The organism is Streptomyces sp. NPDC104761 (assembly GCF_055583445.1).
The window spans coordinates 181,124-205,362 of record NZ_JBVJNZ010000011.1 but is presented as its reverse complement, the minus strand read 5'-3'; the positions used below and the strand labels follow the sequence as shown (position 1 = coordinate 205,362).

Here is a 24,239-nt window from a genome sequence, read left to right as displayed (position 1 = left end):
ATGACGACGGCAGTGGCATCGAAGGAAGAACGCGCCACGGAGCTCCAGGGTTTCCGGCGGGTGCAGCGGCTCGCGTACGAGTGCGCGGAGGCGGTCGCGGCCCGGCTGGAGCCGGGGATCACCGAGCGCGAGGCGGCCCGGATGCAGCGCGCGTGGCTGCGCGCCCGGGGCGTGCGGGACTGGTTCCACCTCCCTTTCGCCTGGTTCGGCGACCGCACGGCGTTCACGGACTTCCGCATACCGCTGCAGTTCTTCCCGACCGACCGCCGGCTGGCACCCGGCATGCCGTTCATCCTCGACCTGGCCCCGGTGTACGAGGGGTACACGGCCGACATCGGCTACTCGGGCTCCCTCGGCCCCCACCCCGTCCAGGACCGGCTGATGGCCGACCTGGAGGCGCACCGGGAGCTGATCCTGCGCGAGGTGCGCGAGCGGCGCCCGCTGCGCGAGATCTACGAGGACGTGGACCGCCTCATGGTCCGCCAGGGCTACGCCAACCGGCACCGCGCGTACCCCTTCGGCGTGATCGCCCACAAGGTGGACAGGGTGAAGCAGCGCCGCTGGTCACCGCACCTCTTCGGGTTCGGCACCCAGTCCCTGAAGGGCCTCGCGGCCGACGCACTGCACGGGCACCGCGAGGGCTGGTCGCCCCTGTGGTCGCCGTACCGCTTCTCCGACCACCCGCCGCAGCCGGGCCTGTGGGCGGTCGAACCGCACCTCGGCTTCCGCGGCACGGGCGCCAAGTTCGAGGAGATCCTCGTGGTCACCGACTCCCGGGACCCCGAGCAGAGCGCCTTCTGGCTGGACGACGATCTGCCGCACGTGCGGCGCTGGGCGGAGGACAAGTGAACGGGATGGAAGGCGCGCGCGAGCGCCGGGTGCGTACGGGCGGCATCGACCTGTGCGTGGCGGAGCTGGGCGACCCGGCGGACCCGACGGTCGTCCTCGTCCACGGCTACCCGGACAGCAAGGAGATCTGGTCCGAGGTCGCGGCCCGCCTCGCCGCGCGCTTCCACGTCGTCCTGTACGACGTCCGCGGCCACGGCCGCTCCACCGCCCCCAAGCCGCTGCGCGGCGGCTTCACCCTCGCCAAGCTCACGGACGACTTCCTGGCGGTGGTCGACGCGGTCAGCCCGGACCGCCCGGTGCACCTCGTCGGCCACGACTGGGGCTCGGTGCAGTCCTGGGAGTTCGCCACGGCGGGTCGCACGGAGGGCCGTATCGCCTCCTTCACGTCGATGTCGGGACCCTCCCTGGACCACTTCGGGCACTGGATCAACGCGCGCGTGCGGCGCCCGACCCCCCGCCGGGTGGGCCAGCTCCTCGGCCAGGGCGCCAAGTCCTGGTACGTGTACCTGCTGCACACCCCCGCCCTGCCCGAACTGGCCTGGCGCGGCCCCCTCGGCAAGGCCTGGCCGGGCATTCTGCAACGGGCGGAGAAGCTGCCCGCGGGTGACTACCCCACGTCCTCCCTGCCCTCGGACGCGGCACACGGCGCCTGGCTGTACCGCGACAACGTGCGGGCCCGGCTGCGCCGCCCGCGCGAGGACGCGTACGCGCACGCGCCCGTGCAGCTCATCACGCCCCTCGGCGACGCGTTCCTCTCAGAGCGGCTCTACGACGACCTGGAGCGCTGGGTGCCCCGGCTCACCCGCCGCACCCTGCCGGCCAAGCACTGGATCCCGCGCACGCGGCCGGACCAGGTGGCGGCCTGGATCGAGGAGTTCGTGAGATCGGTGGAGGACGGCCCGGGGTCGCAGTCGAAGCCCGCCGACCGCCACGCCCAGCGGTTCGCAGGCCAGTTGGTGCTGGTCACCGGCGCGGGCAGCGGCATCGGGCGGGCTACGGCGTTCGCGTTCGCGGAGGCGGGCGCGCGGGTGGTGTCGGTGGACCGGGACGCGGAGGCAGCGGCCCGCACGGCCGAGCTGTCCCGGCTGATCGGCGCGACGGAGGCCTGGGCGGAGACGGCCGACGTCTCCGACGAGCAGGCCATGGAGAAGCTCGCGGAGAAGGTCCACCGCGAGTACGGCGTCCTGGACGTGCTGGTCAACAACGCGGGCATCGGCCTGTCCGGCTCCTTCTTCACGACGACGACGGAGGACTGGCGGCGCGTCCTGGACGTCAACCTCTGGGGGGTGATCCACGGTTGCCGTCTCTTCGGGGCCCGGATGGCGGACCGCGCCCAGGGCGGCCACATCGTGAACGTCGCGTCGGCGGCGGCCTACCAGCCCTCCCGCGCCCTGCCGGCCTACAGCACCTCCAAGGCGGCGGTCCTGATGCTCTCCGAGTGCCTGCGCGCCGAACTGGCGGGCCGGCGCATCGGGGTGACGGCGATCTGCCCCGGCTTCATCAACACCAACATCACGTCGACGGCGCGCTTTACGGGCGTGGACGCGGAGGAGGAGCGCCGTCGGCAGCAGCGCTCGGCACGGCTGTACGGGATGCGCAACTACCCTCCGGAGAAGGTCGCTTCGGCGATCCTGGAGGCGGTGGAGCACAACCGCGCGGTGGTACCGGTCACACCGGAGGCGAGGGGGGCACGGGCGCTGTCGCGATGGGCGCCGGGAGTTTTGCGGCGGATCGCAAGGGTCGAGCCGAAGTTGTAGAGGGTCGTCGTCCAACTGCGGACCGGCGAGGGCTGATCGCGCAGTTCCTCCCCCAGCTTTCGGGCGGGGGCGCGCCTTGTCGGCTGATCCAGCCTGCGGGCAGTCGTGCCGCTGGGGCGGCACGGGTGGGCGCAGGCGGTACCCCGTCGGCGCGGGCAAGCGAAACCCCCGCACCAGCCGCACCAGCCGCACCAGCCGCACCAGCCGCACCAGCCGCACCAGCCGCACCAGCCAAGGAACCCCACATGACCGACCCCCCGGCCACCCCCACCCACCGCATCGAGGACCTCGCCCGCCTCTCCCGCACCACCGTCCGAACCATCCGTGCCTACCAGGACAAGGGCCTCCTGCCCCGCCCCGAACGCCAGGGCCGCGCCAACCTCTACTCCGACGTCCACCTCACCCGCCTCCACCAGATCGCCGACCTCCTCTCCCGCGGCTACACCCTCGCCTCCATCAAGGAGTTGCTCGACGCCTGGGACACCGGCCGCGGCCTGGCCGGCGTCCTGGGGCTCGTCACCGAGGCCGAGGGCCCCTGGACCGACGAGGAACCGGTGCGCCTGACCCGCGCCGACCTGGACGCCCGCTTCGGCGGCACCCCCGACGACGCGGCCGTGGCCGAGGCCGTGGCACTGGGCGTGCTGGAACCGGTGGCCGACGACCCCGGTTCCTTCCTCGTCCCGAGCCCCCAGGAGCTCGCTGTGGCCGCCGAGTTGTATGCGGCCGGTGTCCCCCTCTCCGCGATCTCCGAGCATCTGCGGGAGTTGAGACTCCAGGTCGAGCACATAGCCGCTCGTTTCCTGGAGTTCACCACCGAGCACGTCTTCGCCCGCTACCTCGACGACCCCGACCGCCGCACCGACGCCGGCGCGGCCGAGGCCGCCTCGCTGGTTCGGCGCCTGCGCCCCCTGGCCCGGCAGACGGTCGACGCCGAACTGGCCCGCGCCATGCGCCTGTTCGCGACCCGTGAGGTGCGTCGCCGGCTCGGCACGGGGGAACGGCCGAAAGCCCCGGACGAGACCCGTTCCGTGCCGCTCCCCGCCGAGACGATTCAGGCCGTGCGGCGCCTCGTTGGCCCGGACCGCATCGCGGAGTTCATCGCCCTTGCGGCCGAACGCGAGGTCGATGCGCGGCACTTGGATGCTCTGGCCGCAGATCACAACCCCGTTACCGAACTTGACGAAACACCGCGAACCGCCCAGTAGTTGTCCACAGTGCGGCCAATTCCCCTGTGGATAACCGCACTTGGTTGTGGATCAAACCCGAGGCGAAAAATATCTGCGTGATCCGCGTCTCGCCCGGCACGCTGATGGCATGAACGCGAGACACAACGAGGGAACACCGGACGAACGGCGCACCGTGAAGGTGTCGAAGTACCTCTCGAAACACCTGCGCCACCAGCCCGAACGGATCGGGCTCAACCTGGACGAGGCGGGCTGGGTGGAGATCGACACGCTGCTCGCGGCGGCAGCGGCGCACGGTTTCCCGGTCAGCCGCGAGGAACTGGACCACGTGGTCGCCGCCAACGACAAGCAGCGGTTCGCCGTCGAAGGCACCCGTATCCGCGCCAGCCAGGGCCACAGCATCGACGTCGACCTCGGACTGCCCCCGGCGACCCCGCCGCCGTACCTCTACCACGGCACCGTCGCACGGCACCTGGACGCGATCCGGAGTGAGGGCCTCAGGCCGATGAACAGGCACGACGTGCATCTGTCGGCGGACCGGGAGACCGCGACGCGAGTCGGTGCCCGGCGCGGTCGCCCCGTCGTGCTGTCGGTGGACGCGGCCGCGATGCACCGGGACGGGCACGTCTTCCACGTCAGCGCGAACGGCGTGTGGCTGACGCGGGCGGTTCCGCCACCGTACCTGCGCTTCCCCGAACCCCACTGAACCCGGAATGATGAGTGGTATGGACCACTCCGGACGCCGGGCACACCAGGACCACTTTCCGACCACCGAGGCGGCCGTCGCCGCACTCCACGCGGTCGCGGCCGAACACGGGCGCGAGATCGAGGTCACGCACGACATCGGCGCCGACCAGACCTCGCGGCGCAGCGCGGCGGGTTTCGGGGTCACCACCGACCCGGACGGTTCGCTGCCGCACGAGGCGTACGCCGAGTTCGGCGGCCTGCCCCGGGTGAGCGTGCGGCTCTTCCCTGAGGACGACGCGCTGATCACCGTCGAGGGCGTGGTCTTCCACGACGTCCCGCGCGACGACGTGCCCGCCTTCCTGCACTCCGTCTTCGGCGGCCTGGCCCACGTCCGGGGCCGCAGCTTCCCGCCCACGGCCTCGCTGGTCGTACCGCTGGCCGGGGACCGCACGTACCGGGAACACCTGGCCGCGCACCTGCTCACGCCGTGGCTGAGCAGCCGCATGCGGTGAGCGTTTCGGCCGTCGCGGGTGGTCCCTTTAGTCTCGGACGCATGAGTCTGCGTCTGAGCACCGTGATCCTCCCGTACCGCCGCTGGAGCGAGGGCGGCGCCGCCGCCTGGACGCGGGCCGAGGAGCTGGGCTTCCACACCGCGTACACCTACGACCACCTGTCCTGGCGCAGCTTCCGGGACGGCCCGTGGTTCGGGGCGATCCCGACGCTCACCGCCGCCGCGTCCGTCACCGACCGACTGCGTCTCGGCACCCTCGTCACCTCGCCGAACTTCCGGCATCCGGTGCCCCTCGCCAAGGAGCTGATCTCCCTCGACGACATCTCCGGCGGCCGCGTCACCCTCGGTATCGGCGCCGGCGGCAACGGCTTCGACGCCACCGCACTGGGCCAGGAGCCCTGGACCCCGCGCGAGCGCGCCGACCGGTTCGCCGAGTTCGTCCCGCTCCTCGACCGGCTGCTCACCGAGGACTCGGTGACGTACGAGGGTGAGTTCTACTCGGCCCACGAGGCGCGCGACATCCCGGGCTGTGTGCAGCGGCCCCGGCTGCCCTTCGCTGTGGCGGCCACCGGGCCGCGCGGACTGAAGCTGGCCGCGCGGCACGGCCAGGCCTGGGTGACCACCGGCGACCCGAAGCTGTACGAGAACGGCACGCCCGAGCAGTCGGTCGAGGCGCTCCGCGGGCAGATCGGAAAGCTCGGCGGGGCGTGCGCGGCGATCGGCCGGGACGTGGCGGAGCTGGACAAGGTCCTGCTCACCGGGTTCACCCCGGACCGCGGCCGCCCCCTGGAGTCCCTGGACGCCTTCGTGGACTTCGCCGGCCGCCACCAGGAGCTTGGCTTCACCGAGCTGGTGATCCACTGGCCCATCCCCGACTCGGACTTCGCGGCCGACCAGAAGGTCTTCGAGCAGATCGCCATGGAGGCCCCGGCCCAGCTCGGCTGAGTCCCCTTCAGCAAGGCCGCGGCGCGGTGGGGGACGCTTCGGAGTCGTCTGTGTCTCATCTGTGCGCCCGGCCGCACGGCCGTGCGGGCATATGCGCGAGAATGGCGCGGTGACCTCAGCGACCCGACAGCCCGAGACCCCTGCCTTCGCGACCCCGCCCCGGCTGGTCGCCACCGATCTCGACGGCACCCTGCTGCGCGACGACAAGTCGGTCTCCCCGAGGACGGTCGCCGCGCTGGCCGCCGCCGAGGAGGCGGGGATCGAGGTCTTCTTCGTCACCGGCCGCCCGGCCCGCTGGATGGACGTCGTCAGCGAGCACGTCCACGGCCACGGCCTGGCGATCTGCGGCAACGGCGCGGCCGTGGTCGACCTGCACGGCGGCCCCGGCGCGCACCGCTTCGTGAAGGTGCGCGACCTGGCCCGGGAGAACGCGCTGGACGCGGTACGACTGCTGCGCGAGGCCGCGCCCGGCACCGTGTACGCGATCGAGCAGACGTACGGCTTCCACCAGGAGCCGGCCTATCCCAAGCTGCACCTGGAGATACCGGACCACCTGCTCGCCGCCGAGGAGATCCTCGCGGCCGACGGTCCGAGCGCCGGCGAGCCCGTCCTCAAGATCCTCGCCTTCCACCCCGAGCTCGACCCCGACGCCTTCCTCACCCTCGCCCGCCTCGCCGTCGGCGACCGCGCCACCGTCACCCGGTCCAGCCCGAGCGCCCTGCTGGAGATCAGCGGGCCGGGCGTCTCCAAGGCCAGCACACTCGCTCTGGAGTGTGCCGAGCGCGGCATCTCGCGCGAGGAGGTCGTGGCCTTCGGGGACATGCCCAACGATGTCGAGATGCTGACCTGGGCCGGCCGGTCGTACGCCATGGGCAACGCCCACCCCGCCGCCGTCGCCGCCGCCTCGGCACGCACGGTCGCCAACAACGACGACGGGGTGGCCGTGGTGATCGAGCGGCTGCTGGCTGCCCGCGCCTGAGGCCGCCCGCCGCGGCGGCTACCGCGCTCCCACCAGAGAGTCCGCCGCCGCCTCCCGCTCCGCCATGTCGCGCAGCGGTCCGGCCGCGGCGACCAGCTCGGCATGACTCCCGCGCTGCACCACCCGGCCCGCGTCGAGGACGACCACCTCGTCCACGGCCTCCAGGCCCGCCAGCCGGTGCGTGACGAGCAGTGTCGTACGGCCCTCGGTGGCGGCCAGCAGGTCCGCGGTGAGCGCGTCCGCCGTGGGCAGGTCGAGATGCTCGGCCGGCTCGTCCAGCACGAGCACCGGGAAGTCGGCGAGCAGGGCCCGGGCGAGGGCCAGCCGCTGCCGCTGCCCGCCGGACAGCCGTGCCCCGTGCTCGCCGACCAGGGTGTCGAGTCCGTCGGGCAGCCCGTCCACCCAGTCGAGCAGCCGGGCCCGGTCCAGCGCGTCCCGCAGGTCCTCCTCGGTGGCGTCCTTCCGGGCGAGCAGCAGGTTCTCGCGCACGGAACTGTCGAAGAGGTGCGCGTCCTGGGCGCACAGCCCGACGAGCCGCCGTACGTCGTCGCTGTCCATGCCGTACGCGTCCACGCCGGCGAGCGTGTAGGAGCCCGCGTCCGGGTCGAGGAACCGCAGCAGGACCTGGGCGAGGGTCGACTTGCCGGCGCCGGAGGCCCCGACCACAGCCACCCTGCGCCCCTCGTGCAGGGTGAGGTCGAGCCCGCCGAGGGCATTCCGCGGCTGCCCCGGGTACCGGGCCGTCAGGCCCTTCAGTACGACGGGGAAGGGCGCGGCGGGCGCCTGACGCGGCAGCTCCGGCTCCCGTACGGGCTCGGGCGCGTCCAGCACCTCGTAGATGCGCTCGGCGCTCCTGCGCACCCGCTGCCGGTGCCGCACGGCCAGCGGCAGCCCGAGTACGGCCTCGAAGGCGGCCAGCGGAGTGAGCACGACGACCGCCATCGCCACGCCGCTCAGCCGCCCGTCAGCGACCCCCTGGGCGCCCAGCAGCGCGACGGCCGCGACGGTCAGGCCGGTCAGCAGCGCGGTCAGCCCGTCGCCGAGCGCGGTGGCCGTGGCCCCGCGCGAGGCGATCCGGGTGAGCGTGCGGTCGGCCCGCCGGGCCTCGTCGGTACGGGCCGGCAGCGCGCCGGCGACGGTCAGTTCGGCGGTGCCGGTGAGCAGGTCGGTCACCCGGGTGGCAAGCAGCCCTCGGGCCGGTGCCAACCGGTGCTCAGCGCGCCGGGCCACGGCCGAGGTCACCAGCGGAACGCCGGCACCGGCCACCAGCAGCCCCACCGCGAGCGCGGCACCGGCCTCGGGCAGGAGCCAGGCCGTGAAGCCCACGGCCCCGGCGGACACCGCCACCGCGGCCCCGACCGGAAGCAGCCATCGCAGCCAGTAGTCCTGCAGCGTGTCCACGTCGGCGACCAGCCGGCTGAGCAGATCGCCCCGCCTGGTCGTCCGCAGCCCGGCAGGAGCGAGCCGCTCCAGCCGCCGGTACACGGCGACCCTCGTGTCGGCCAGCATCCGCAGCACGGCGTCGTGCGACACCAGCCGCTCGCCGTACCGGAACACGGCCCGCCCGATCCCGAAGGCCCGCGTGGCCGTCACGGCGACCATCAGATACAGCACCGGCGGCTGCTGCGAGGCCCGCGAGATCAGCCACCCCGAGGTCGCCATCAGCCCGACGGCACTGGCGAGCGCCAGCGCCCCCAGCAACAGCGCGAGCAGCAACCGCCCCCGCCGGGCGCCCGAGCCGGCACGAACCCGCCCGAGAACATCCCGGCGCCCCACAGCCGCCGACTCCGCAGCGCCGCCCCATCGAGGACTGCTCAGCCCACCGCGCCCCTCCGCGCCCTCACCTTCCAGCTGACCGAGCCGCCCCACAACCTCGCCCGCCAGCCCACCGACCCGGCCCGCGACCTCGCCTTCCAGCTGACCGAGTCGGGTGGTGGGTGGGCGAAGGTTCTGGGGGTCCAGGGGGCGGAGCCCCCTGGAGGCCTCGCCACCGGAGAGCCGCACCACCCGGTCCGCCGCCGACAGCAGCGCCGGCCGGTGCACGACCAGCAACACGGTGCGCCCCTCGGAAAGCCTCCGTACCGCCGCCACCACCTCCCCCTCGGTCGCCCCGTCCAGCGCAGCCGTCGGCTCATCCAGCAACAGCACCGGCCTGTCGGCCAGAAACGCCCGTGCCAGCGCCAGCCGCTGCCGCTGCCCCGCGGACAGTCCGGCCCCGTCCTCACCGAGAACCGTCTGCGCCCCCTCCGGCAGCGCGTCCACGAACTCCAGCGCCCCGGCGTCCCGCAGCGCACCCCGGACGGCGTCGTCGTCCGCGTCGGGACGCGCGAGCCGTACGTTCTCGGCGATCGTCCCGGCGTAGACATGCGGCCGCTGCGGCACCCACGCGACCCGCGACCGCCACTCCGCCAGGTCGACGTCGGCAAGATCGGCGTCCCCGATCCGCACCCGCCCCCGCGCCGGACGCACGAACCCCAACAGGACGTTGAGCAGCGTCGACTTGCCCACACCGCTCGGGCCGACCAGCGCGACGGTCTCCCCGGGTTCGACCGTGAACGACACATCGGTCACCGCATCCGCCGAGCGCCCCGGGTAGCGGACCGTCACGCCCTCGAAGGTCAGGGCCGCAGCGGAAGGCACCGCGTCCGAACCCGACGCCGGCACCGGCGTCTCCAGCACCGCGAAGATCTCCTCCGCGGCCGCAAGCCCCTCCGCCGCCGCGTGGAACTGAGCCCCCACCTGCCGCAACGGCAGATACGCCTCGGGCGCCAGCACCAGGATGACCAGCCCGATGTACAGATCCATGTCGCCGTGGACGAGCCGCATACCGACGGTCACGGCGACCAGCGCCACCGACAGCGTGGCGAGCAGCTCCAGAGCGAACGAGGAGAGGAACGCGATCCGCAGCGTCCGCATGGTCGCCTGCCGGTACTCACCCGTGATCCGACGGATGGACTCGGCCTGCGCCTTGGCCCGGCCGAACACCTTCAGCGTGGGCAGCCCGGCCACCACGTCCAGGAAGTGGCCGGAGAGCCGCGACAGCAGCCGCCACTGACGGTCCGTCCGGGACTGGGTGGCCCAGCCGATCAGGACCATGAAGACCGGGATCAGCGGCAGGGTCCCCACGATGATCGCCGCGGAGACCCAGTCCTCGGTGACGATCCGCGCCAGCACCGCGACGGGCACGACCACCGCCAGTCCCAGCTGCGGCAGGTAGCGCGAGAAGTAGTCGTCGAGGGCGTCGACCCCACGCGTGGCGAGAGTGACCAGCGACCCGGTCTGCTGTCCGCTCAGCCATCCGGGGCCGAGTGCCACCGCACGGTCGAGGAGCCGGCCGCGCAGCTCGGACTTGACCGCCGCGCTCGCTCGGTGTGCGGCGAGTTCAGTGAGCCAGGAGACCAGCGCCCGGCCGACGGCCACGGCCGCCAACAGCAGCAGAGAGGTGCGGAGTTCGGAGACGGAGTGACCACGCTGGAAGGCGCCGACCACGACGTCGGCGATAAGCATGGCCTGGGCGATGACCAGCCCGGCACCGACGGCACCGAGGCCGACGACGGCCACCAGGAAGAGGCGGGTGGCGCGGGCGTAGCGCAGCAGACGGGGATCGATTGGTTTCACGTGAAACATGCCCTTCGGCCCAGAGTGGGTGTTTCACGTGAAACACCCACTCCTCGGACTCAGTGCGCGGCTTCGGTGGCGATGTGCTGCGTACCGATCCGCTTGCGGAACACCCAGTAGGTCCACCCTTGGTAGAGCAGGACGAGCGGCGTGGCGATCGCCGCGAGCCACGTCATGATCTTCAGGGTGTACGGACTCGACGAGGCATTGGTGACCGTGAGGCTCCAGTCCCCGTTGAGCGACGACGGCATGACATTCGGGAAGAGCGACAGGAAGAGCATCGCGACGGCGGCCACGATGGTCACGCCGGACAGGGCGAACGCCCATCCCTCACGGCCCCGCAGATTGGCTCCGAGGGCTGCCACCAGGGCGGCGACCGCCACGATGAGCGCCACCAGACTCTTGCCGTCACCGCTGTCGGCCTGGGTCCACAGCAGGAAGGTCAGCGCCAGCGCCGCGGTGAGGACACCGACCTTGGTGGCGAGCTTCCGCGCCCGTACCCGAATGTCACCGACCGTCTTGAGTGCGGTGAACACCGAGCCGTGGAAGGTGAACAGGGTCAGTGTGACGAGTCCGCCGAGGAGGGCGTACGGGTTGAGCAGGTCCCAGACGGTGCCGACGTACTCGAAATTCCGGTCGATCTTGACACCGTGCGTGATGTTCCCGAAGGCCACACCCCACAGGAACGCAGGGATCAGCGAGGTCCAGAAGATCGCGGTCTCCCAGTTGCGCTGCCAGTTCTCTTCGGGCCGCTTGGCCCGGTACTCGAAGGCGACGCCCCGGACGATCAGGCAGACCAGGATGACCAGCAGAGGCAGGTAGAAGCCGGAGAAGAGCGTGGCGTACCACTCGGGGAAGGCGGCGAAGGTCGCGCCACCCGCGGTGAGCAGCCACACCTCGTTGCCGTCCCAGACCGGGCCGATCGTGTTGATCAGCACCCGCTTCTCCAGGCGGTCGCGGGCGAGCAGCTTGGTGAGGATGCCGACCCCGAAGTCGAATCCCTCCAGGAAGAAGTAGCCGGTCCACAGGACGGCGATCAGGACGAACCAGACGTCGTGAAGTTCCATGACTGCGTCTCCCTCGGCCTAGTACGAGAAGGCCATCGGCTTGTCGGCGTCACGGGCCTCGCCGCCGATCTTCGTGGGCGGGTTGAGATCGTCCTCGGTGAGCTCGGGCGGGCCGGCCTTGATGTACTTCACGAGCAGCTTGACCTCGACGACTGCGAGGACGGCGTAGAGCGCTGTGAAGGTGATCAGCGAGATGAGGATCTCGGTCTGGGAGACACCGGGGGAGACCGCGTCGCGGGTCTGCAGGACGCCGTAGACGACCCAGGGCTGGCGGCCCATCTCGGTGAAGATCCAGCCCCAGGAGTTGGCTATCAGCGGGAAGCCCAGCGTCCATATCGCCACCAGCCAGTACAGCCTGCCGAGCTTGGGGCTGAGCGCCTTGTTCCTGAAGAGGACCAGGTTCGGCACCTCGTCCTCACCAACCCTCAGGTGCTGCGGCAGCATGAACTTCTTGCGGGTCAGCCAGAGGCCGGCGAGGCCGATGGCGAAGGACGCCATGCCGAAGCCGATCATCCAGCGGAACGCCCAGAAGGTGACGGGGATGATGGGCCGGTAGTCGCCGGCGCCGTACTTCTGCTGCTCGGCCTTGTTGGTGTCGTTGATGCCGGGGACGTACGAGTTGAAGCTGTCGTCGGCCAGGAAGGACAGCAGGCCCGGGACGGACAGTTCGACGGTGTTGTGGCCCTTGCTGACGTCTCCGTAGGCGAAGATCGAGAAGGGCGCCGGCTTCTGGCCGTCCCACAGGGCCTCGGCGGCGGCCATCTTCATCGGCTGCTGCTTGAACATGACCTTGCCGAGGGTGTCACCGCTGATCGCGGTGAGCATGCCGGCGATGACGACGGTGACCAGGCCGAGCCGCAGCGAGGTCTTCATCACGGTGATGTGCTTCTTGCGGAACAGGTGGAAGGCGGCGATGCCGACCATGAACGCGCCACCGGTCAGGAAGGACGCGGACAGCGTGTGGAAGGCCTGGGCCAGCGCGGTGTTCTGGGTGAGGACGGCCCAGAAGTCGGTGAGTTCGGCCCGCCCCTTCGCCTTGTCGATCTTGTAGCCGACGGGGTGCTGCATCCACGAGTTGGCCGCGAGGATGAAGTACGCGGACAGGATCGTGCCGATGGAGACCATCCATATGCAGGCCAGGTGGATCTTCTTGGGCAGCTTGTCCCAGCCGAAGATCCACAGCCCGATGAAGGTGGACTCGAAGAAGAAGGCGATCAGTGCCTCGAAGGCGAGCGGGGCGCCGAAGATGTCGCCGACGAACCGCGAGTAGTCGGACCAGTTCATGCCGAACTGGAACTCCTGCACGATGCCGGTGACCACACCCATCGCGATGTTGATCAGGAAGAGCTTGCCCCAGAACTTGGTCGCCCTGAGGTACTTCTCCTTCTCCGTGCGCACCCAGGCGGTCTGCAGGCCGGCCGTGAGGGCGGCCAGCGAGATCGTCAGCGGGACGAACAGGAAGTGGTAGACGGTGGTGATGCCGAACTGCCAGCGCGCCAGTGTCTCCGGCGCCAGAGCCAGGTCCACGTCGTCAGTCTCCTTACGTCGCCGTGGTACAGCGGCATGTGCACCCATTTGTCACGTACATCACGGAGCAAACGGGACGCGCTTGTGAATGCATTCACATTCACAAGCCATTATGGCGCACTCACTCTCGAACATCGAAGGGGGGTCGCACTTGAGCCGTCCGGCCCCTGCGGAACATGCGAACGGGGCCGCTCGGCCCTCGTTCCGGCCGCGCGACCCCGCACACCTGGCACCCGTCGGCCGCGGCACCCTCGCCGCGGCCCGCGGACGCTACAGCTCCTTGCGGAACGCCTCCGTCACCTTCAGGAAGATGTCGTTCGCCTCGGTCTCGCCGACCGTCACCCGCACGCCCTCGCCGGGGAACGGCCGGACGACCACGCCGTGCTCCTCGCAGAGCTGCGCGAAGGCGGTCGTACGCTCCCCCAGCCGCAGCCACACGAAATTGGCCTGGGTCTCCGGCACCGTCCAGCCCTGGCCGCGCAGCGCCTCGACCACGCGCTGCCGCTCGCACACCAGCGAGCCGACTCGACCCAGCAGCTCGTCCTCGGCCCGCAGCGAGGCGATCGCCGCCTCCTGGGCGAGCTGGCTCACACCGAAGGGGACCGCCGTCTTGCGCAGCGCCGCGGCCACCGGCTCGTGCGCGATCGCGAAGCCGACGCGCAGCCCGGCGAGGCCGTACGCCTTGGAGAAGGTCCGCAGCACGCAGACGTTCGGCCGCTCACGGTAGATCGCGACGCCGTCGGGGACCTCGGGATCGCGGATGAACTCCCGGTAGGCCTCGTCCAGGACCACCAGCACGTCGCTCGGCACCCGGTCCAGGAACCGCTCCAGCTCGGCCCGCTTCACGACCGTACCGGTCGGGTTGTTGGGGTTGCAGACGAAGATCAGGCGGGTGCGGTCGGTGATGGCGTCCGCCATCGCGTCCAGGTCGTGCACATCGCCGGGCGTGAGCGGCACCTGGACGGACCGGGCACCGCTGATCTGCGTGATGATCGGATAAGCCTCGAAGGATCGCCACGCGTAGATCACCTCGTCGCCCGGCCCGCTGGTGGCCTGGACCAGCTGCTGGGCGACCCCGACCGACCCGGTGCCGGTGGCCAGGTGCCCGAGCGGCACGCCGAAGCGGTCCGAGAGCTCGTTCACCAGCCCGGTGCACGCCAGGTCCGGGTAGCGGTTGAAGGAGGCGGCGGCCGCGGTGACGGACTCCATCACGCCGGGCAGCGGGGGATACGGGTTCTCGTTGGAGGACAGCTTGTACGCGACCGGGCCGCCGGCCGCCGCCGGCTTGCCGGGCTTGTAGGTGGGGATACCCTCCAGCTCGGCGCGCAGCTTGGGGCTCGTCTCGCTCACCGCAGTCCTCCTCGCGACCACCGGCGGACCGTCCACGCCGCCGGCATCCAATACTGCTCACCTTATGAGGATTCGGCGCCACCGCGTACAGGGAAGAGCGCGCGAGGAACCGGACCGGCACGGCGGCGGGCGAGCGAGGCGCCGGAACCACGAGCCTCATCGGTACCACTCGCATCACGGGCATCACCGCACGAAGGCGCATTTGTCGGGGGCGCGCCCTACATATATCTACGCGCCGGTGGCTCACGCCGTAGCGCGCATCACCCGTGCAGGTGAGTTGAGACCTCTTCGAAACATCGGGCACTTGGCAGGCCCATCCGTGCCGACAAGTCACGTCCTACCATTGGATCGTTCAACTGACTTTTTTTCTAAGGCAGTTGACCCACATTGACCTTGCAGAAACGTGCCTGTCAACGCGTGCATATGCGTCCGCACTACCCCACCGCATGAGCCCTACTATCGGCTCGCCATGACAGCAGCAGGGAAGCACCAGGTGAGCCGCGCGGAAACCTCTCGGCGAGGCAGCCGGCCGGGCCGGGCGGGCATCAGAGACGTGGCCGCCGCCGCCGGAGTCTCCATCACGACCGTCTCCGACGCCCTGAACGGCAAGGGGCGGCTCCCGGATGCCACCCGCCGCCACGTCAGAGAGGTCGCCGACCGGCTGGGGTACCGCCCCTCGGCCGCCGCCCGCACCCTCCGTACCGGCAAGTCGGGACTCATCGGCCTGACCGTGACGACGTACGGGGATGAACCTTTCACCTTCACCGAGTTCGCGTACTTCGCCGAGATGGCGCGGGCCGCCACCTCGGCCGCGCTCGCCCGCGGCTACGCCCTCGTCATCCTCCCCGCCACCTCTCGGCACGACGTGTGGTCGAACGTCGCCCTGGACGGCACGGTCGTCATCGACCCCTCCGACCAGGACCCGGTGGTCAGCGAACTGGTCCGGCAGGGCCTCCCGGTGGTCTCCGACGGCCGCCCGGCCGGCGCGCTCCCGGTCACGGCCTGGGTGGACAACGACCACGAGGCCGCCGTACTCGGCATCCTCGACCATCTCGCCGCCGCCGGCGCCCGCCGGATCGGCCTGCTGACCGGCACCACGACGGACACGTACACGCACCTGTCGACCACCGCCTACCTCCGCTGGTGCGAGCGCGTCGGCCAGGACCCGGTCTACGAGGCCTACCCGGCCCACGACCCCTGCGCGGGCGCCGTCGCCGCCGACCGGCTGCTGGCCCGCCCGGACCGTCCCGACGCCGTCTACGGTCTGTTCGACCCCAACGGCACCGACCTGCTCGCCGCCGCCCGCCGCTACGGGCTGCGCGTCCCCGACGACCTGCTCCTGGTGTGCTGCAGCGAGTCGACCGTGTACGCCAACACCGAGCCGCCCATCACCACGCTCTCCCTGAAGCCGCGCCGCATCGGCACGGCGGTGGTCCAGCTGCTCATCGACGCGATCGAGGGAGTCGAGTCGGACCAGCCGGTCGAACAGGTGATACCGACCGAACTGATCGTGCGTACCTCCTCCCAGCGACGTGCGCAGCGCACCACGGTCAGCCCGCCACGGGCACCGGAGGAGGAGTAGCACGGACACGCCGAGCACGGGGCGGCGCGGCTGCCGGGCGTCGCCCGACGACGGCCGGCAGCCGAACGACGGGTGGTCGAACCCCTGCCCAACCGGGGCGAAAGCGACCCTGAACTGGAGTCCTGCCCGGATTCACCACCCCTGGGTCATCACACGGCGCGACGGGCATTCCTATGATGGGCCCACGACACCGCGGGCCGCTGCGACCAGGCAGTCCGAAGCGGTGCAGATGCGGCGCGATGGTGGAGGGGTCTGATGACTCAGGGGGCCGGTCAGGGACCCGAGGCGGAGCGGACGGCGACGTTGCGCGACTTCCGGGTGCCCGGGTACGTCAACGAGACCGGTCCGTACGCCCCCAGCACCCACCCCGGCGACGTCGCCCCGCCCCTCGACGACATGTATCCCGAGGGGTATCCGGACGGGTACACGCCCACCGAGCGCGACCTGCCCGTCATCAACCGCGGCGACACGCTCCAGGTGCCCGTCGAGCCGGCCGCAGTCCCGGCCGGACAGTCCGCGGACGGTCCCGGCCCGCTGTACGTCGTCGGTGACGTGCACGGTTACTTCGACGAGCTGGTCACCGCGCTGCGCGAGCAGGGCCTGATCGACGCGGACGGGCACTGGTGTGCGGGCGTCGCCCGGCTGTGGTTCCTCGGCGACTTCACCGACCGGGGTCCGGACGGTATCGGCGTCATCGACCTGGTGATGCGGCTGTCCGCCGAGGCCGCCGCGGCCGGCGGCTACTGCAAGGCCCTCATGGGCAACCACGAGCTGCTGCTGCTCGGCGCCAAGCGGTTCGGCGACACCCCCGTCAACTCCGGGGCGGGCACCGCCACCTTCCAGGCGGCCTGGCTGCTCAACGGCGGCCAGAAGACCGACATGGACCGGCTCCAGGACCACCACCTGCAGTGGATGGCCCGCCTGGACGCCGTCGAGGAGGTCGACGGCTACCTGCTGGTCCACTCCGACACCACCGCCTACCTCGACTACGGCGACTCGATCGAGGCGGTCAACGACACGGTCCGCGAGACCATCACCCGTAATGACGCGGACGAGGTGTGGGATCTCTTCCGCAAGTTCACCAAGCGCTTCTCCTTCCGCGACGAGGGGGGTGCAGACGCCGTCCGTTCCCTTCTCGATACGTACGGCGGTACCCGCATCGTTCACGGGCACAGCCCGATTCCCTATCTGCTGGGCGAAGTCGGCTCCGAAGAGGGCGAAGAGGGCAGCGGCCCCGCCGTGGAGGGACCGCACGTCTACGCCGACGGGCTGGCCATCGCCATGGACGGCGGCGTGACCATGGCCGGAAAGCTGCTGGTGAGGAAACTCCCGTTGAACGCCTGAGCGTTGGGCGGGCGGCTTCATCCCCCCGATGTCACGCACGGGCCACCCCCAATTTCCGGCAACCCCCTGTCACCGCGTGCCGTAACGGCTCTACCATCGGTTTATCCGTAGCAGGCTCCCCTCCGTTTCTGCCCGACGGCTCGCCGGCGTGCGAGCCACCAGCCCTACGGAGCATCGGGGGATGCACATGAACAGCGTTCCGCAGCACCTGCACAGCGAGGACCGCCAGGAGTACGAGCGGATCCTCGACGAGGCGCTGCGCTCCGCCCCGTCCCGTCCCGAACTGGCCGGTATAGGCCGGCACTTGAACACTGAACAGCTGCGCACCATGGCGCTCAACGCCACCGCATTGATCACGGCGGCCGCGGCGACCGAGTACCAGCACTACGTGAAGGTCCGCGAGGAACTGCGCAATCCGGCGCGGTCCACCCCGGCCGCCGTCCAGGACTCCGGCTCCGCAGAGCCGGACGCGGGAGGCGCGATGGGGCTCGCCACCACCCTCGGCGAGGCCGCCGAAACCACCGGTGCGGGAGGCTTCGCCCTCGCCCTGGTCCTGGCGCCGGTGCTCGCCGGCACCGCCGCCGCGATCTTCCTGCTCGTCGGGTACGTCCTGAAGATGCTGGACCCGGCCCCGGCGTTCGCCCAGACCATGCTCACCGCGGGCTGGGTGTTCGGCGTCCTGACCGCGGCCGCCATCATCATGGCCGGAGCGGGTCTGCTGCTCACCGCACTGCGCAACAGCCCCTCGCTGGAGGCCGGAGCCTACGGCGAACCCGGCGGGGAGGTGGCCAAGGCCCGGGAGGCCTGGCGGGACGCCGTGCTGGAGCGGGGCATCCTGCCCTTCCTGCGGGAAGCGCTGACCGCCGACTCCGGCACGGCGGGACTGCGCCGTACCGCCCCCTCGGGCCCGGCGGGCCGGATGCCGCGTCTCGGTTACGACCGCCCCGGCTTCAGCACCGACGACGGCGCCGCACCCGCCCCCCGCCCGAGCTTCACCAGCCCGGACTACACCAGCCCGGACTTCGGAGGCCCGGAACACCAGCCGGAATAACCCGGCTTGCGCCCCCGGCCAGGGGGCGCAGGCCGGACACCCGGCCCGGGTGAACCCGCTTCCCGAACCTCCGCACGCGCACGGGTCCCGCCGTCACTCCGCGATCGGCAGATACACCCGGTTCCCCGCGGCCGCGAACTCCTTGGACTTCTGCGCCATACCCGCCTCGACCTCGGCCTGACTACCGCCGTGTTCACGCCGGATGTCCTGCGAGATCTTCATCGAGCAGAACTTCGGCCCGCACATGGAGCAGAAGTGGGCGGTCTTCGCAGGCTCCGCCGGAAGTGTCTCGTCGTGGAACTCGCGGGCCGTGTCCGGGTCCAGGGCGAGGTTGAACTGGTCTTCCCACCGGAACTCGAAACGGGCGTCGGACAACGCGTCGTCCCACTCCTGCGCGCCCGGGTGGCCCTTGGCCAGGTCGGCCGCGTGGGCTGCGATCTTGTAGGTGATGACGCCGGTCTTGACGTCGTCCCGGTTGGGTAGCCCCAGGTGCTCCTTGGGCGTGACGTAGCAGAGCATCGCCGTGCCCCACCAGGCGATCATCGCGGCACCGATACCGGAGGTGATGTGGTCGTACGCCGGCGCGACGTCCGTGGTCAGCGGGCCGAGCGTATAGAACGGAGCTTCATCGCAGATCTCCTGCTGAAGGTCGATGTTCTCCTTGATCTTGTGCATCGGGACATGGCCCGGGCCCTCGATCATCGTCTGAACATGGAAACGCCTGGCGATCCGGTTGAGTTCCCCGAGCGTGCGCAACTCCGCGAACTGGGCCTCGTCGTTGGCGTCCGCGATGGAACCCGGGCGCAGCCCGTCACCCAGGGAGTACGTGACGTCGTAGGCGGCCAGGATCTCGCAGAGTTCCTCGAAGTTCTCGTACAGGAACGACTCCTTGTGGTGCGCGAGGCACCAGGCCGCCATGATCGAGCCGCCGCGCGAGACGATGCCGGTCTTGCGGTTGGCGGTGAGCGGCACGTACGGCAGGCGCACGCCCGCGTGGACCGTCATGTAGTCCACGCCCTGCTCGGCCTGTTCGACGACCGTGTCCTTGTAGATCTCCCAGGTCAGCTCCTCGGCCCTGCCGTCGACCTTCTCCAGTGCCTGGTAGAGCGGCACCGTGCCGATGGGGACGGGGGAGTTGCGCAGCACCCACTCGCGGGTGGTGTGGATGTTGCGGCCGGTGGAGAGGTCCATGACCGTGTCGGCGCCCCAGCGGGTCGCCCAGGTCATCTTCTCGACCTCCTCCTCGATGGAGGAGGTGACCGCGGAGTTGCCGATGTTGGCGTTGACCTTCACCAGGAACCGCTTACCGATGATCATCGGCTCGATCTCCGGGTGGTTGACGTTGGCGGGCAGCACGGCCCTGCCGGCCGCGATCTCCTCGCGGACCACCTCGGGAGCGACGTTCTCGCGGATGGCCACGTACTCCATCTCCGGAGTGATCTCGCCCCGGCGGGCGTACGCGAGCTGCGTCACCGCCTCGCCTCCCCGGCTGCGGCGCGGCTGGCGCGGACGGCCCGGGAAGACCGCGTCCAGGTTCCGCAGGCCTCCGCGCGGCGAAGTGTGCTTGATCCCGTCGTCCTCGGGACGGACGGGCCGGCCCGCGTACTCCTCGGTGTCGCCGCGAGCGACGATCCAGTTCTCCCGCAGCGGCGGCAGGCCCCTGCGGACGTCGGTCTCGACGAGCGGATCGGTGTACGGACCCGAGGTGTCGTACAGCGTGACCGACTGCCCGTTGGTGAGATGCACCTGACGGACCGGCACCCGCAGGTCGGGGCGGGAGCCCTCGACATACCCCTTGTGCCAGCCGATGGACTTCCCGGCCTCCGAGGACGGTTGGCCCGTAATGGGCTGTTCGTCCTGGCTGAAGGCAGGCGTGCGTACGTCCTTGTTGGTCATGAGACCTACTCCCTACGCCGGCATTACCCGGTAACAGGTTCGGCGGTCGACGCAGCGGCTTCCGTCGGGCGGCGTTTCATGTGAAACATCACTCGTTCCACGTGAAACATCGCGAATACGGAGGTCAGCGCCCTCTCAGCCCGGTGCTCCGAGCTCCCGCGTGTGCAAAGGTGCCTCCACGCTAGCGTCAATTCGGGCGCGGTGAACAGAGGGCCCCTGCCGTTCTTGCGATGATCGGGCGGTGACCTCGACACAGCAGCACCCCTATCCGCCCCCCGACCCGCGGCGCGGCAACGGCGCCCCGCAGGGTGGCGGCCCCGGCCACGGGGGCCATGGTGCCGGTGACGGACACATCCACGGGCAGAGCGAGTCGTACGACCCCGGGCAGGCCCTCAGCCATGCCCACCGTCCCGACAACGGCCATGCCCACGGCCACGGTGAGACCGAGCATCACTCGTCCCACGGCCAGGCACACGGCCATTCGCCCGCTCCGCGCCCCGGCCAGGGCGGCTCCGGATCAGGCGGCGGTCACGGCCACTCGCACGGGCACAGCCACAGCCACGGTCCCGCCGCCCCCGTCTCCAAGCACCTGCGGAAGGTCATCGCGGCGATCCTCATCCCCTTCACCGCCGCGGTGGTGGTCGGCCTGGTGGTGCTGTGGCCCGGCGGCGCCCCGCCGCACGAGCGCACGGGTGTGGGCTTCGACCGCCAGACACAGGCGGCGACGGTCACCAAGGTCGTCTCGGTCAGCTGCAAGTCGGTCAACGCCTCCGGAGGCGGCTCGACCGGCGACACCTCGACCTCCGACGGCACCTCCTCGAAGGAGGAGGGCGGCACCTGCAAGAAGGCCACGGTCCGGGTCGACACCGGCAAGGACAAGGGCCGCACCTTCACCGAGATCGTGCAGCCCGACCAGTCGCGGCAGTTGCACGAGGGCGAGCAGGTCGTCGCCGCGTACGAGCCCTCCGCACCCAGGGACCTGCAGTACTCGGTCACCGACGTGAACCGGAAGTTCCCGATGGCGCTGCTGGCCGGGATCTTCGCGCTCGCCGTCGTGGTGGTGGGCCGGCTGCGCGGTGTGATGGCGCTGGTCGCGCTGGCCGTCAGCTTCCTGGTGCTGACCATGTTCATCCTGCCGGGGATCCTGCAGGGCTCGAATCCGCTGCTGATGGCGGTGGTCGGGTCGAGCGCCATCATGCTGATCGCGCTGTACATCTGCCACGGGCTGTCGGCGCGGACCTCGGTGGCGGTGCTCGGCACACTGGTCTCGCTGTGCCTGATCGGACTGCTCGGCTCGGAGTTCATCGACTGGGCCGCGCTCACCGGCAACACCGACGACAACACCGGCCTGATCCACGGCCTGTACCCGTCGATCGACATGAGCGGCCTGCTGCTGGCCGGTGTCATCATCGGTTCGCTGGGTGTCCTGGACGACGTGACGGTGACCCAGACCTCTGCTGTCTGGGAACTGCACGAGGCCAACCCGACGATGGGCTGGCGCGGGCTGTACCGGGCGGGCATCCGCATCGGCCGCGACCACATCGCCTCCGTCGTCAACACCCTCGTGCTGGCCTACGCGGGCGCCGCGCTGCCCCTGTTGCTGCTCTTCTCGATCGCGCAGAGCAGTGTGGTCACGGTCGCCAACAGCGAACTGGTGGCCGAGGAGATCGTGCGCACCCTGGTCGGCTCGATCGGCCTGGTCGCCTCGGTGCCGGTCACCACGCTGCTCGCGGCCCTGGTGGTGTCGGCCGACCGGCCGGGCGCCGAGACGGCCCTGTCCGCCGCGGCCGCCCCTGCCGGGCCGGCCGCGGCACGCGGTGGGCGGGGGCGGCGCCGGAAGCGGTGAGCCGCGGTGGACGGCCCGGGAGAAGGCCGTCCACGAGGTGGGGGCGCGAGCCGCGCGCCGACGCGGTGGGGAAGCGTTCCGGCAAGGGCCGCCATCGGGGCCCAGGGGCACGCAGAAGCGTTCCTGCGCGTCCTCATGCGGCTCGGACGAGCGGCGCGCGACTCCGTGCCGTAACGCTTCAGCCAGTGCTCGGTTCCTCGGCCAGGATGCGGTCCAGAGCCTCGTCGAGGTGGGCGTCGAAGTCGGCGAGCGAGCCCTCCTGGCCGAGCGGCACCAGTTTGTCCGTGCGGTCCAGGAAGGCCACCAACGGGGGTGCGGAGGACCGGAACACCGCCTGGTCGCCTCCGACCTGAAGCCGGATCAGCACCTCGCCCAGCACCTCGGAATCGGCGGGCGCGATGTGCACATCGCCCTCCCCGCACGGCCGCCCCACCCCGTCGATCAGCAGCTCCCGGCCGAAGGCCCAGGTCACCGGAGCATCCCCGGGCAGATGGAAGGTGAGCCGGACGGCATAGGGATCACAGGTCTCGTAGCCCAACTCCACGGGGATGCGGAAGGAGAGCTCCTCCGAGACGAGAAAGCTCATCATGACTTCTGCTTGTACGGACTCGCGCATTGCCTACCCCGTCATATGGCACCGACTGGCCGGGATTTATCCCTTGATGGTGGTCAAATCTTGCTGAAAGTACACGGGAGATCACAAGGAGTGAGTTTTCAGATACTGATAGCGATCGCCAGGGACCCCAGATGTCGGCCCACTTCGGCCTGCAACTGCCGGACGGCGGGCAGCAGCCGGTCGGCCTGGTGGAGAGGGAGCGAGATGGCGATCGTGGCGGCCGTGGTGCCCACCGTGAGGGGGATCGCCGCGCACACCGTCCCCAGCGTGTACTCCTGGCGCTCCACCACCGGCTCCATCCGCCGCGCGCGCTCCAGCCGGCGCAGCAGCGTCTGGTCGTCACGGACCGTGTACGGGGTGAGGTGCCGCACGGGATAGCGACGGAGATGGTCGCGCCGGACGTCCTGGTCCAGCTGGGAGAGGAGGCACTGGCCGACGGCGTGCGCGTGTCCGGTCTCGCGGAAGTCGGCCCACTCCTCGACCGCCGGGATGGCCGGGGAGTCGGAGACGGTCATGACCTCGATCTCGCCGTCCCGGTACATGGCGTAGTACACCGGGACACCGATCGAGTCCCGCCAGTGGGCAAGGGTGTCGACGACGGCGCTGCGACGTTTCTGCTGCGCTCCGCTGCTGCTCAGCCGCTCCGCCGCGTCACCGAGGAAGAACAGGCCCTTGTCGCGGCGCAGATAGCCCTCGTGAACCAGGGTGCGCAGCAGGTGGTAGGCGGTGGGCAGGGCCAGCCCAGTCTCGCGGGCGAGTTGTTTGGCGGGTGCGCCGTGTTCGTGTCCGGCGACGCACTCCAGCAGGCGCATCGCACGCTGCACGGAGCCGATGAGGGTGGCCGAATGCGGCTGTGCGGAGTCGGCCGGGGAAGCCGGCCGCTGCACGGGGGGTGTGCCGGAACTCCGTTGGGTCGGGGGCGGGGGGTGTTCCGTGGGTGCGGAGGTGGCGTCAAGCGTGGCCAAGAGTCACTCCCGGAGCGCGAGGGGGTCAGCGACTCTAACCGTCCGCCGCCGCTCCCGGTCGGCCCGTACGGGAAACTTCCCCCGCCCGAGGGAACCGGTGATTCCTGTTACCGGCCACCGATTCCCACGGTCCTCACCAGTCGCTCTTCGACGAGGAGTTCGACATGAACTTCCGCACGATGTAGATGAGTCCGCCGACCAGCGCCACGAAGATCAGGAGCTTGAAGAGGAGGAAGACCACCCAGCTGATCACGGCCGTGATCAGACCGCCGAACACCACCAGCGCGATGACCGGCACCGCGATCCACTTCACCCACCACGGCAGTCCCGTGAAGATCTCTCGCATGGCCCTGTCCTCCGCCTTCTCGTGCGCTCCGGCACGTACGGTCTCGTGCGTCCCGCACGATGCGATGTCCTGCACCCGATGCTAGAGCCGCGAAGGGGTGTGCGGGGGCCCTGGATCCC

The 24,239-nt window shown here is 70.7% G+C and carries 19 protein-coding genes; 11 read left to right on the top strand and 8 right to left on the bottom strand.

Features of this window, described 5'->3' with window-relative positions; translation table 11 throughout:
- The 7 genes from ACZ63F_RS28305 to ACZ63F_RS28275 all read left to right on the top strand — a co-directional run bounded on the left by ACZ63F_RS28305 (nt 1) and on the right by ACZ63F_RS28275 (nt 6,912).
- Nucleotides 1–849 (top strand): M24 family metallopeptidase, encoded by an 849-nt coding sequence (locus ACZ63F_RS28305; protein WP_469714908.1) that lies wholly within the window; start codon nt 1–3, stop codon nt 847–849.
- A 5-nt stretch (nt 850–854) separates the two neighbouring features.
- Nucleotides 855–2,606 (top strand): SDR family oxidoreductase, encoded by a 1,752-nt coding sequence (locus tag ACZ63F_RS28300; RefSeq protein WP_469715185.1) that lies wholly within the window; start codon nt 855–857, stop codon nt 2,604–2,606.
- Nucleotides 2,607–2,851: 245 nt separating this feature from the next.
- On the top strand, nt 2,852–3,811 hold the full coding sequence (locus tag ACZ63F_RS28295; RefSeq protein WP_469714905.1) for a MerR family transcriptional regulator: 960 nt from the start codon (nt 2,852–2,854) through the stop codon (nt 3,809–3,811).
- A 109-nt stretch (nt 3,812–3,920) separates the two neighbouring features.
- The gene (locus ACZ63F_RS28290) at nt 3,921–4,496 is read left to right on the top strand and encodes an RNA 2'-phosphotransferase (protein ID WP_469714901.1); all 576 of its coding nucleotides are present in this window, start codon (nt 3,921–3,923) and stop codon (nt 4,494–4,496) included.
- A gap of 19 nt (nt 4,497–4,515) precedes the next feature.
- Nucleotides 4,516–4,989, top strand: coding sequence for a hypothetical protein (locus ACZ63F_RS28285; RefSeq protein ID WP_469714897.1), 474 nt, complete (start codon nt 4,516–4,518; stop codon nt 4,987–4,989).
- Nucleotides 4,990–5,030: 41 nt separating this feature from the next.
- A complete protein-coding gene (locus tag ACZ63F_RS28280; protein WP_469714894.1) occupies nt 5,031–5,933 on the top strand; it encodes an LLM class flavin-dependent oxidoreductase in 903 nt (300 codons plus the stop codon).
- Between the two features lie 91 nt (nt 5,934–6,024).
- Entirely contained in the window at nt 6,025–6,912 is an 888-nt protein-coding gene (locus ACZ63F_RS28275; protein WP_469714891.1) for an HAD-IIB family hydrolase, read from the top strand.
- A gap of 18 nt (nt 6,913–6,930) precedes the next feature.
- On the opposite strand, the gene cydD is transcribed toward ACZ63F_RS28275, so the two are convergent.
- The 4 genes from cydD to hisC form a co-directional block, all read right to left on the bottom strand.
- Nucleotides 6,931–10,539 (bottom strand): thiol reductant ABC exporter subunit CydD, encoded by a 3,609-nt coding sequence (gene cydD, locus ACZ63F_RS28270; RefSeq protein ID WP_469714889.1) that lies wholly within the window; start codon nt 10,537–10,539, stop codon nt 6,931–6,933.
- Nucleotides 10,540–10,589: 50 nt separating this feature from the next.
- Nucleotides 10,590–11,597: a cytochrome d ubiquinol oxidase subunit II gene (gene cydB, locus ACZ63F_RS28265; protein WP_469714886.1), complete on the bottom strand. Its 1,008-nt coding sequence runs from the start codon at nt 11,595–11,597 to the stop codon at nt 10,590–10,592.
- An 18-nt stretch (nt 11,598–11,615) separates the two neighbouring features.
- Nucleotides 11,616–13,124 carry a cytochrome ubiquinol oxidase subunit I gene (locus ACZ63F_RS28260; RefSeq protein ID WP_457701564.1) on the bottom strand — a complete coding sequence of 503 codons (1,509 nt, stop codon included), beginning with the start codon at nt 13,122–13,124 and terminating at the stop codon, nt 11,616–11,618.
- A 270-nt stretch (nt 13,125–13,394) separates the two neighbouring features.
- Nucleotides 13,395–14,474 (bottom strand): histidinol-phosphate transaminase, encoded by a 1,080-nt coding sequence (gene hisC / locus ACZ63F_RS28255; protein WP_352355853.1) that lies wholly within the window; start codon nt 14,472–14,474, stop codon nt 13,395–13,397.
- Between the two features lie 469 nt (nt 14,475–14,943).
- Here hisC and ACZ63F_RS28250 point away from each other — a divergent pair, with 469 nt between their 5' ends.
- The 3 genes from ACZ63F_RS28250 (at nt 14,944) to ACZ63F_RS28240 (ending at nt 18,451) form a co-directional block, all read left to right on the top strand.
- Nucleotides 14,944–16,056: a LacI family DNA-binding transcriptional regulator gene (locus ACZ63F_RS28250; RefSeq protein ID WP_351956859.1), complete on the top strand. Its 1,113-nt coding sequence runs from the start codon at nt 14,944–14,946 to the stop codon at nt 16,054–16,056.
- A gap of 255 nt (nt 16,057–16,311) precedes the next feature.
- Complete coding sequence (locus ACZ63F_RS28245) at nt 16,312–17,400, top strand: metallophosphoesterase (protein WP_469714881.1); 1,089 nt, start codon at nt 16,312–16,314, stop codon at nt 17,398–17,400.
- Between the two features lie 181 nt (nt 17,401–17,581).
- Entirely contained in the window at nt 17,582–18,451 is an 870-nt protein-coding gene (locus ACZ63F_RS28240; RefSeq protein WP_469714879.1) for a hypothetical protein, read from the top strand.
- A gap of 93 nt (nt 18,452–18,544) precedes the next feature.
- Here ACZ63F_RS28240 and thiC read toward each other — a convergent pair whose 3' ends face one another.
- On the bottom strand, nt 18,545–20,347 hold the full coding sequence (gene thiC / locus ACZ63F_RS28235) for a phosphomethylpyrimidine synthase ThiC (RefSeq protein WP_469714877.1): 1,803 nt from the start codon (nt 20,345–20,347) through the stop codon (nt 18,545–18,547).
- Between the two features lie 241 nt (nt 20,348–20,588).
- On the opposite strand from thiC, the gene ACZ63F_RS28230 reads away from it, so the two are divergent.
- A complete protein-coding gene (locus ACZ63F_RS28230; RefSeq protein WP_469714875.1) occupies nt 20,589–22,193 on the top strand; it encodes a YibE/F family protein in 1,605 nt (534 codons plus the stop codon).
- A 178-nt stretch (nt 22,194–22,371) separates the two neighbouring features.
- Here the strand turns inward: ACZ63F_RS28230 and ACZ63F_RS28225 are convergent, their stop codons facing one another.
- The 3 genes from ACZ63F_RS28225 to ACZ63F_RS28215 all read right to left on the bottom strand — a co-directional run bounded on the left by ACZ63F_RS28225 (nt 22,372) and on the right by ACZ63F_RS28215 (nt 24,120).
- Complete coding sequence (locus ACZ63F_RS28225; RefSeq protein ID WP_469714872.1) at nt 22,372–22,809, bottom strand: SsgA family sporulation/cell division regulator; 438 nt, start codon at nt 22,807–22,809, stop codon at nt 22,372–22,374.
- 98 nt (nt 22,810–22,907) lie between these two features.
- Nucleotides 22,908–23,774, bottom strand: a complete 867-nt coding sequence (locus ACZ63F_RS28220; protein WP_469714870.1) for an IclR family transcriptional regulator — start codon at nt 23,772–23,774, stop codon at nt 22,908–22,910.
- 133 nt (nt 23,775–23,907) lie between these two features.
- Nucleotides 23,908–24,120: a DUF5326 family protein gene (locus ACZ63F_RS28215; RefSeq protein WP_089100495.1), complete on the bottom strand. Its 213-nt coding sequence runs from the start codon at nt 24,118–24,120 to the stop codon at nt 23,908–23,910.
- Between the last annotated feature and the right edge of the window lie 119 nt (nt 24,121–24,239).

Bases quoted from the DNA above. Each gene is read 5' to 3' on its own strand.
- cydB (WP_469714886.1), bottom strand. From the start codon at position 11,597: ATGGAACTTCACGACGTCTGGTTCGTCCTGATCGCCGTCCTGTGGACC.
- ACZ63F_RS28305 (WP_469714908.1), top strand. From the start codon at position 1: ATGACGACGGCAGTGGCATCGAAGGAAGAACGCGCCACGGAGCTCCAG.
- ACZ63F_RS28250 (WP_351956859.1), top strand. From the start codon at position 14,944: ATGACAGCAGCAGGGAAGCACCAGGTGAGCCGCGCGGAAACCTCTCGG.
- ACZ63F_RS28215 (WP_089100495.1), bottom strand. From the start codon at position 24,120: ATGCGAGAGATCTTCACGGGACTGCCGTGGTGGGTGAAGTGGATCGCG.
- ACZ63F_RS28295 (WP_469714905.1), top strand. From the start codon at position 2,852: ATGACCGACCCCCCGGCCACCCCCACCCACCGCATCGAGGACCTCGCC.
- ACZ63F_RS28280 (WP_469714894.1), top strand. From the start codon at position 5,031: ATGAGTCTGCGTCTGAGCACCGTGATCCTCCCGTACCGCCGCTGGAGC.
- thiC (WP_469714877.1), bottom strand. From the start codon at position 20,347: ATGACCAACAAGGACGTACGCACGCCTGCCTTCAGCCAGGACGAACAG.
- ACZ63F_RS28290 (WP_469714901.1), top strand. From the start codon at position 3,921: ATGAACGCGAGACACAACGAGGGAACACCGGACGAACGGCGCACCGTG.
- ACZ63F_RS28240 (WP_469714879.1), top strand. From the start codon at position 17,582: ATGCACATGAACAGCGTTCCGCAGCACCTGCACAGCGAGGACCGCCAG.
- ACZ63F_RS28300 (WP_469715185.1), top strand. From the start codon at position 855: ATGGAAGGCGCGCGCGAGCGCCGGGTGCGTACGGGCGGCATCGACCTG.
- ACZ63F_RS28225 (WP_469714872.1), bottom strand. From the start codon at position 22,809: ATGCGCGAGTCCGTACAAGCAGAAGTCATGATGAGCTTTCTCGTCTCG.
- cydD (WP_469714889.1), bottom strand. From the start codon at position 10,539: ATGTTTCACGTGAAACCAATCGATCCCCGTCTGCTGCGCTACGCCCGC.
- ACZ63F_RS28245 (WP_469714881.1), top strand. From the start codon at position 16,312: ATGACTCAGGGGGCCGGTCAGGGACCCGAGGCGGAGCGGACGGCGACG.
- ACZ63F_RS28275 (WP_469714891.1), top strand. From the start codon at position 6,025: ATGCGCGAGAATGGCGCGGTGACCTCAGCGACCCGACAGCCCGAGACC.
- ACZ63F_RS28285 (WP_469714897.1), top strand. From the start codon at position 4,516: ATGGACCACTCCGGACGCCGGGCACACCAGGACCACTTTCCGACCACC.